Here is an 8,337-nt window from a genome sequence, read left to right as displayed (position 1 = left end):
ATGAAACGGCTTCAGAGCCAACCATGAACCGCCGTGGTACGGAACCGTATGCCCGGTGGTGTGAGAGGACGGGGGAGGCAACTCCCCCTCCTACTCGATGCCGCCGAAAAGTTTTTGGTCAATCAGCCCGCACAGGGCGTTGATAACCACCAGCATTATGGGCGTTGCGGCGGTCGGTGAAAGGTTGTCGAGGGCGATTTCATGGTCTTCAGGGTGCAGGAGGGAGGTGATATCAGTCTTTTCCTTGGCGCTCAGCACAACCACATTCATTTCCCGGTCATGGGCTGCCTGTATGGCCTGTATGAGGTTGGCCTTGTGGCCATCGTCAACAATGACCAACAACAGATCATTGGCTTTGCCGATCGCACGCACTTGCCTTGAAAACGTATCGTTAAAACGATTGTCGCGACAGATTGCAGAATAAGTGGTCGCGTCAGCGCCGAGGTTGATGGCGGGCAGTGCCGGACGATCCTGCTCGAACCGATTCAGCAGGGCAGTACAGAAGTATTGGGCAAGGATGTTGGCGTTACCGTTGGCGCAGGTAATGATCTTGCCGTCGCTGAGTAAGGTGCCGACAAGCGCGTCTGAGGCCCTTTCAATGCCAGTGGCTGCAGAGCTTGCGGTTTGGGCGGTGTGCTCCATGTGATTGGCGAACCACTGGTTTATCTGTTGTTCGGTATCCGTCATAGTCAGACCTGAATGGCATTTTTGATCCATTGTATCCGGTATTTTCTGCTTTCGCCCGGTGCGATGGCAACAACATCGATGCGGCTGTCAGCATTCCACAATCCGTGCCTGTGGAGGTAGAAGGAAGCTGCTCTGACCAGTCGTTTCTGTTTCGTCGCGGTTACGGACTCGGCTGCGCCGGCGAGGCTGCCGCTACCCCGGTAACGCACCTCGAAAAACACCAGGATTCCATTATCAACACCGACAAGGTCGATTTCGCCGCCGCGGCTGAAGACGTTTTGCTCAAGAATATTAACGCCACGGCTCATGAGGTAGCGCGCCGCAACACCTTCCGCGTGGTTTCCGGTCGCTTTCCGGGTTTTCTGGGAGCCATCCATGGCTGTATGTTCCTTGTTATTCCTGTTCTGTAAGTTCGTCCATTTCCTGGATTTCTGTGATTTCTGGCGTTTCTACCGGCGGCAGTTTTTCCGGTGTACCGTTGCGGAACTGTGCCCACAGCTGTTCCCGGTGGATGCTGCCCGCGGGTGTCATGGCCAGTTTCCCGGTCTGTCCGTCAATGGATGAGCCTTCAACCTGCCGCAGCAGGGGCAGGCGTTTGCTCAGGTTCCAGGCGTCGGCGCCCATTGCAAACAGGCGACCAAGCTGGCCCCTGATGTCCGGCATGGCCTCCCTGACCACGCTGCGGAACTGGTTGTCGTCTGACAGTATCCAGGGGGTGTCTGTGAAAGTGACGCCGTTCAGGTCACGATCCCGGGATGGGTCCGGATTGCCTTCGTAAACCATGGAGGGAGAATATACCGGCAGGTTGCCTCCGAAATAGAACGCGAACAACGGCTTGAACTGGCGCGCAACGGTGGGCTCAGCGACCATGACGATGCCGTCGGCATCCTGACGGCGCCGCGGTTCGAATTCCACGTTGATACCGGCCGTGCGTTCTACATCGATGGCGCGATCGCGAGAAACCGTGATGCCCAGTAGGTCAGCAGTGACTGCGCGCAGATTGTCCTCGCGATAATAGCGTTCTATGTCCAGCGCCACACTTTCATTGTGTTCCAGGCGTTTGAGCAATGCGCTCTCCAATCTGTCACCCCAGTCTCCTGCAGGGATGAGTACCAGAATCTGGTCGATGCCTTCGGCGTTCATGCGATCTGCGATCTGCCGGGCTTCGTCTTCTGCAGAAAGTCCGAACTGATAAAGTCCGGAAGGCGCTTCCGTATCGGAGGGCAGGTAGTTCAGCCCCAGTACCGGGACTGGCAGGCTGTCCATGTTGGCCAGCGCTGCCAGTGCGTCTTTTTCCAGGGGGCCGACAACCAGGTCCTGGTCTTCATTGGCCAATTCCCGGTACAGCTCCGGGAATGAACTGTCGGAAGTGTCCACAACGCGGATGCTGATCTTCTCACGATCCGCTGACTCGTCCTCGTAATAGGCGGCGAAGAAACCATCACGGATAGCCGCACCAGCGCTGGCCAGGGGTCCGCTGAGTGGGACGGCTAGCGTGACCTTTTCCGGCCGGCTATCCGCCAGGCTGGCGATGAGCTGCAGCTCTGCAGGCGGTGTGGACGCAGCGGGGTGGTCGGGCCAGTTGTTCTGCCAGTCACGGATCATCCTGCCCTGTTCGTCAAGATTCGCCCCGGGTTCTCTTAGAATTGCCGCCAATTCCAGCCAGCCCTGGGCTTCATAGCCGATCGCCCGTCCTTCCTCGTCAGCCAGTTTGGCGTCTGAGGTCTGTTTGAGGTTCTGCCAGATGGCATCGTGGAGAGACTGGGTGTCGGCATTGGCATCCGCCTCTGCAAGCAGAATCAGTGTCACGGCGGCAGCCAGATTGTCGCCGGCAAGCCGATAGGTCTGCTCTTGCAGTTTCGCGGCCCGGTTAATCAGGTCGCGGTCGTAGTTGAGGAAGTGACCCGGAGCAATGTTGGAGGCAATGTCTTCAGCCCAGGTGTCGTCATCCAGGGCTGTCGCACTTGCCATCGAAAGCAGTATCAACTGGTTTCTGGTTTGCTCGTCAGCCGCGTCAAACTGGTTGCTCTGCAGCAGGGTTCTGGCATCCCGGTGCTGGTTTTGATTCTGGAATCTGTCTGCTGCCCGTAAAAGGTAGGCGTGTGCTTCCTGCCGGTCCGATTCGCTGGCCGCCAGATCAAGGGCCTCGCTGGCGCTCTCGGCAACATGAGATTCGAGGTTTACGCTGGCGCAACCCGCAAACAGCAATACCATCGCCATAAGGAGGGCGGTGATTCTCAGGTTCAGGCGGTATCTGGTCATGGCTGGCTCACAATACTCCGGGTTATTACGCTTGTGGCGCCGGATAATCGGCGGCATCATGCCGGGAGCCCTGAATCCGCCGGGCTTCCGGTAAATGGTTTGCTCAAATGTCAGGCCAGCAAGTTTAACAGCTCCCGCGTGAATTCACATGACGTTGGTGTCATACGACGGGGCAAAAGAGAGGTATTCGTGAACTCCCAGAATGACCGGCCAGATAACTCTGGCACACTCTACATCGTGGCCACTCCCATCGGTAATCTGGACGATATGTCCCCCAGGGCCGCTGCCATTTTATCACGGGTAGCTGTCATTGCCGCCGAAGATACCCGGCACAGTGGCCGGCTGCTGCAACACCTTGGGATCCGTAAGCAGATGATGGCGCTGCATGACCACAATGAGCGGGACAAGGCTGGTCAGATCCTTGAAAAGCTTGCTGCATCCCAGGATGTGGCGCTGATCTCGGATGCCGGAACACCGTTGATTTCGGATCCGGGCTATGTGCTGGTTCGGGAAGCCCGGGCGCGTGGCTTTCGGGTCACCCCGGTGCCAGGGGCCTGCGCGCTTGTGACGGCATTAAGTGCGGCTGGCCTGCCCACCGACCGGTTTCTTTTCGAGGGCTTCCTGCCTGCCAGGCAGGGGGCGCGAACCACTGCACTTGAGCGGCTGGCCAGAGAGTCTGCAACTCTGGTTTTCTACGAGTCCCCTCATCGCATCGTTGATACGGTCCGGGATATCGAACGGGTCATGGGCAGTGATCGGGAGCTGGTGCTGGCCCGGGAGCTCACCAAGACGTTCGAGACTTTTTACGCAGGTGCGGCAAAATCAGTTGCAGACATCCTTGAGGCTGACCCCCATGGCAGCCGCGGGGAATTCGTAGTGATGGTTCACGGGGCCAGCGATGCTGAGGTTGCGGTAGGATCCGTGGAAGTGGATCGGGTACTGGGATTGTTGCTGCAGGAGTTGCCCGTAAAAAAGGCAGCAAAGCTGGCAGCAGAACTGACTGGCCGGCCCAAGAATGAATTATACCAGCGAGCGCTCGCGCTGAAGGAGTAATAGTGGGGCACCGGTTTTCCTTGCCTGTCCTGGCGAGCTGGCGTATGGTCTCGCCCGAGCTCGCCAGACAGTCGCCGCCGGTATACCCGGGGGAGGAAAGTCCGGGCTCCATAGGGCAAGGTGCCAGGTAACGCCTGGGCGGCGCGAGCCGACGGAAAGTGCAACAGAAAGTATACCGCCTAAGTGGCCGTGACACGTTCGCGACCACCGGTAAGGGTGAAATGGTGCGGTAAGAGCGCACCGCGTGACTGGCAACAGTTCACGGCGATGGTAAACCCCACCTGGAGCAAGACCAAATAGGAATCCTATGGCGCGGCCCGCGCTGGATTCGGGTAGGTCGCTTGAGGCCTGTGGTGACGCAGGCCCTAGATGAATGACTGTCCCAGACAGAACCCGGCTTACCGGCGAGCTCTTTTTTCTTTTCTGCTTTATGTGTAACTGCTGTCATTCTCACCAGCATGCTTTTATAGCCAAAAAATCTTAAACCTCACTTGTCATCTTCAGTTCTGTCCGCAGGTGATTGATTTTAGAGTTTTTCTTTTTCGCAACCTCCACTCTGTTGTCAATCTTGTTCTGTAACCTATTGTCATAAAAGGAACTTTCCCGGGTGTGGCGCTGATCGCGGCGCTTGCATTGTGTATTGCGTGTTTCTATAGTGTGCACAAGTGGGAAAAAGTGGTTTCTAGTGGTTATTTGTGGTTTCTCAACCCCGGAATTAGGTGCAAATGAGCAATTTTCTCGGCAGTCATGCCATCAATATGGATGCGAAGGGTCGCCTTGCGATCCCCGCCAGGGTGCGTGAAGAGCTCGCGCATGCCTGTGGTGGCCGCATTGTATTGACGGCCAACGCCGATGAAGAACGCTGTTTGCTGGTGTATCCGGAGCCGCAGTGGGAAGCGTTGAGGCCGCAGATCGAAGCCCTTCCCAATATGAACAAGGCCGCCCGACGGTTGCAGCGCCTGCTGCTGGGGCATGCCACGCCGCTGGAGCTGGATTCGGCCGGCCGCATTCTGGTGCCGCCCACACTGCGCAGTTATGCGCGCTTAGAGAAAAAACTGATGTTGATTGGCCAGGGCAAAAAACTGGAACTCTGGAGCGAAGAGCGCTGGTTCTCATGGCTTGACGAGTCGTCTGATGAAGACGAAATGCCTCCCGAAATGGAAGCATTGTCGCTATGACCACTGGCCGTAGGCAGGAGCCCGCCGGGAAGTACCGGCATCGCTCCGTGCTTCTGGATTCGGCGGTAGAGCTGCTGGTTAATGATCCAGAAGGCGTTTATATCGATGGCACCTTCGGCCGCGGTGGCCATAGCCGCCTGATTCTTGGCCAGCTCGGGGCGCGTGGAAAACTGCTGGGCATTGACAAGGACCCGGAGGCCATTCAGGTAGCCCGGGAACTGGCGCTGGAAGATTCACGTTTCCAGTCGTTCCACGGCTCTTTTGCAGAACTGGGGGTGGCAGCTGATGCCCAGGGGTGGATGGCGGTTAATGGCGTGTTGCTGGATCTTGGTGTTTCATCCCCGCAACTGGACGACGCTACCCGGGGGTTCAGCTTCATGCGGGATGGGCCGCTGGATATGAGGATGGATCCCGGCCGGGCACCGAGTGCTGCGCAGTGGCTGGCGGAAGCGGATGAAAAAGACATCGCATACGTGATCTGGCGATACGGTGAGGAAAAGTTCTCCCGCCGTATCGCCCGCCTCGTTGTGGAGCGTCGTAAAGAGGCGCCGCTCGAGACAACGCATCAGCTGGCTTCACTGGTCAGTGAGGCGGTCCCCAAAAAGGAAAAGCACAAGCATCCGGCCACACGGACTTTCCAGGCAATCCGCATTTTTATCAATCGGGAGCTGGAAGACCTGGAGGCGGGGCTCAGTGCTGCCGCCGAAAAGCTCATGCCCGGCGGAAGGCTGGTGGTGATCAGTTTTCACTCGCTGGAAGACCGGCTGGTCAAGCGGTTCATGCGGGACCTGGCGCGCGGTCCGAGGTTGCCAAAAGGGGTTCCGGTAACCGCGGAACAGGAAGCATCGGCATTCCGGCTGATAGGCAAAGCAAACAAGGCAGATACAGCAGAAGTCAGCGATAACGTACGGGCGAGAAGCGCGGTCATGCGTGTTCTTGAACGGATACCGGAACAACATAAGCAGGGGAGCGCGTAACCATGGGCGCGATTGCCATTGAAAAGCCAACAAAAACAGCGCGGCTGAACAAGCAGCGCGTGCGCGACGGCGTGGCTACGGCGGTCAGGTTGTCGCAGCAGGTGTTTGCAGCACTTCAGCAGAAGCGCGTTTTGATCTCCATGGGGCTGGTGATGCTCCTGGTGGCGTCATCACTGGGTGTGGTGGTCAGTGCCCACGAAAATCGGGAGTTGTTCAATACCCTGTCGCAGTTGCAGGAGAGGCGAGACAATTATCAGCGTGAGTGGAGCCAGTTACTGCTGGAGCAAAGCGCGCTGAGCGCACATGGCCGGGTGGAGCAGTTGGCATCCGAGCGTTTTGACATGGTTGTGCCAGGCAAGCAGGACATTGTCCTGGTGCCACTGATGGCGCCCCTTGTCGGGGCGCGCTGAGCAAATATAACAAACCGTAAGGTGAAGACATTGTCTGATCAGGGAAAGACAGCATCATGGGGCCAGCGACTGGCTGCCGGGCTTGGAGCCTGGCGGTATGGCACCGTGCTGGGCGTCTTTCTTCTGGTGGTGGGCGCTCTTGCATGGCGTCTGGTTGATCTGCACGTCGTGGATAACGAGTTCCTGCGAAAGCAGGGCGATGTGAGAACGATACGGGTAGAAAGTATTGACGCTCACCGGGGTGTTGTTTCTGATCGTCATGGCGAGTCACTGGCGGTCAGCACTCCGGTTCAGACTATCTGGGCCAATCCCTCGGAAATCGCGGCCGATGAACCGCGCCTGACCAATGTTGCGAGGTTGCTCGGACTAAAGGAGGCCAGGCTGCGGGAACGCCTGCACAAATATGCGGACAAGGAATTTATATACCTGCGCCGTAAATTGCAGCCGGAAACCGCAAAGCAGGTGCTTGCCATGGGTATTCCGGGGTTGTACAGCCGCCAGGAATATCGCCGTTACTATCCGGCTGGTGAGGTAACCGCCCATGTTGTCGGTTTTACCAATATTGATGAGAGTGGCCAGGAGGGCATTGAGCTTGCCTATAACCAGTGGCTGAGCGGTGAAAGCGGGCGCAAACGCGTGCTCAAGGACAATCGTGGTCGCGTGATCAAGGATCTGACCCTGATTCGTGATGCCAAGCCGGGCCGTAACCTGTCCCTCAGTATTGATCTGCGGCTGCAGTATCTGGCCTATCGTGAGCTTAAGGCTGTGGTCGGCGCCCACGGCGCCAGGGGCGGTACCCTGGTAATGCTGGATGTAGACACCGGTGAAGTGCTGGCGATGGTGAATCAGGGATCCTACAACCCCAACGACCGCACCCAGCTCAGTCCCGACCGGTTGCGGAACAAAGCGATTACCGACCTGTTTGAACCCGGGTCGACCATGAAACCGGTGTCCATGGCGGCAGCCCTGGAGTCGGGAAAATTCAAGGCATCCAGCACGATAGACACGGCGCCGGGGTTCCGGCGCTTTGGTCGTTTTACGATCCGTGATAATCGCAACTACGGCGTGATCAGTCTGACTGATGTGATTGCCAAATCAAGTAACGTAGGTATCAGCAAGATCGCCACCGAACTGGGTGGTGACTCCATCAGGGATCTGTATGCCCGCCTCGGGCTGGGCCAGCCCACAGGCATCGGATTCCCCGGAGAGGCAGTGGGCGTGCTGCCTGCGCCACCCAAATGGAGGCCGGTGGAGGAGGCAACGCTCTCTTACGGCTACGGTATGAGCGTTAATGCGCTTCAGTTGGCTCAAGCCTATATGGTGCTTGCCAATGGCGGAATCCGCTACCCGTTAAGCCTGCTCAAAACGGATGAACGTCCTGTCGGGGAACGGGTGCTTTCCGAGGAAGTCTCATTCCAGGTCAGGGGAATGTTGAGAGAAGTGGTGGAGAACGGAACCGGGAAGCGGGCACAACCCGGGTTTTATTCCGCTGGTGGCAAAACCGGAACCGTTCACCTGGTCGGCAAGGGCGGATATGAAAAGAGCCAGTACAAAGCAATATTTGCAGGTATGGCTCCGATCGATAATCCGAGAATTGTCACGGTAGTGGCTGTTGATGCTCCCCAGTCCGGAGAATATTACGGTGGCGAAGTGGCTGCACCGGTATTCGCCAGGGTCATGGGGGATGCGCTGCGGCTGCTGAATGTAAAGCCGGAACTGGAACTGGGCGAAGCCAAAGAACTGCATCGCACTTCCGGGGAGCGGGGTTAG

The 8,337-nt window shown here is 57.6% G+C and carries 8 protein-coding genes and 1 other RNA gene; 6 read left to right on the top strand and 3 right to left on the bottom strand.

Going from position 1 to position 8,337, the window contains the following annotated elements:
- Positions 1-90 precede the first annotated feature (90 nt).
- The 3 genes from ACESMB_RS04235 to ACESMB_RS04225 are packed head-to-tail and all read right to left on the bottom strand — an operon-like array spanning position 91 to position 2,949.
- Positions 91-687 (bottom strand): SIS domain-containing protein, encoded by a 597-nt coding sequence (locus ACESMB_RS04235; protein WP_372970978.1) that lies wholly within the window; start codon positions 685-687, stop codon positions 91-93.
- Positions 688-689: 2 nt separating this feature from the next.
- A complete protein-coding gene (locus ACESMB_RS04230; RefSeq protein ID WP_372925930.1) occupies positions 690-1,064 on the bottom strand; it encodes a YraN family protein in 375 nt (124 codons plus the stop codon).
- Between the two features lie 16 nt (positions 1,065-1,080).
- Positions 1,081-2,949, bottom strand: coding sequence for a penicillin-binding protein activator (locus ACESMB_RS04225; RefSeq protein ID WP_372970977.1), 1,869 nt, complete (start codon positions 2,947-2,949; stop codon positions 1,081-1,083).
- Between the two features lie 189 nt (positions 2,950-3,138).
- Here ACESMB_RS04225 and rsmI point away from each other — a divergent pair, with 189 nt between their 5' ends.
- From rsmI to ACESMB_RS04195, 6 genes are all read left to right on the top strand, one after another.
- Positions 3,139-4,002, top strand: coding sequence for a 16S rRNA (cytidine(1402)-2'-O)-methyltransferase (gene rsmI / locus ACESMB_RS04220; RefSeq protein WP_372925932.1), 864 nt, complete (start codon positions 3,139-3,141; stop codon positions 4,000-4,002).
- Positions 4,003-4,057: 55 nt separating this feature from the next.
- Positions 4,058-4,419, top strand: an RNA gene (gene rnpB, locus ACESMB_RS04215) — RNase P RNA component class A.
- Between the two features lie 308 nt (positions 4,420-4,727).
- Entirely contained in the window at positions 4,728-5,180 is a 453-nt protein-coding gene (gene mraZ, locus ACESMB_RS04210; RefSeq protein ID WP_372925933.1) for a division/cell wall cluster transcriptional repressor MraZ, read from the top strand.
- On the top strand, positions 5,177-6,157 hold the full coding sequence (gene rsmH, locus ACESMB_RS04205; protein WP_372970976.1) for a 16S rRNA (cytosine(1402)-N(4))-methyltransferase RsmH: 981 nt from the start codon (positions 5,177-5,179) through the stop codon (positions 6,155-6,157). Before mraZ ends, rsmH begins: the two co-directional genes overlap by 4 nt.
- A 2-nt stretch (positions 6,158-6,159) precedes the next feature.
- On the top strand, positions 6,160-6,567 hold the full coding sequence (gene ftsL / locus ACESMB_RS04200) for a cell division protein FtsL (protein WP_372925935.1): 408 nt from the start codon (positions 6,160-6,162) through the stop codon (positions 6,565-6,567).
- A 30-nt stretch (positions 6,568-6,597) separates the two neighbouring features.
- The gene (locus ACESMB_RS04195) at positions 6,598-8,337 is read left to right on the top strand and encodes a peptidoglycan D,D-transpeptidase FtsI family protein (RefSeq protein ID WP_372925936.1); all 1,740 of its coding nucleotides are present in this window, start codon (positions 6,598-6,600) and stop codon (positions 8,335-8,337) included.

Origin of the sequence: Marinobacter sp., assembly GCF_041686475.1 — a bacterium.
GTDB lineage: Bacteria > Pseudomonadota > Gammaproteobacteria > Pseudomonadales > Oleiphilaceae > Marinobacter.
The sequence above is the reverse complement of the archived record's forward strand: the minus strand, read 5'-3'. Positions and strand labels throughout refer to the sequence as shown.

Excerpts from the sequence above, each read along its gene's own strand:
- ACESMB_RS04235 (WP_372970978.1), bottom strand. The coding sequence starts at position 687 with ATGACGGATACCGAACAACAGATAAACCAGTGGTTCGCCAATCACATG.
- ACESMB_RS04230 (WP_372925930.1), bottom strand. The coding sequence starts at position 1,064 with ATGGATGGCTCCCAGAAAACCCGGAAAGCGACCGGAAACCACGCGGAA.
- ACESMB_RS04225 (WP_372970977.1), bottom strand. The coding sequence starts at position 2,949 with ATGACCAGATACCGCCTGAACCTGAGAATCACCGCCCTCCTTATGGCG.
- mraZ (WP_372925933.1), top strand. The coding sequence starts at position 4,728 with ATGAGCAATTTTCTCGGCAGTCATGCCATCAATATGGATGCGAAGGGT.
- rsmH (WP_372970976.1), top strand. The coding sequence starts at position 5,177 with ATGACCACTGGCCGTAGGCAGGAGCCCGCCGGGAAGTACCGGCATCGC.
- ftsL (WP_372925935.1), top strand. The coding sequence starts at position 6,160 with ATGGGCGCGATTGCCATTGAAAAGCCAACAAAAACAGCGCGGCTGAAC.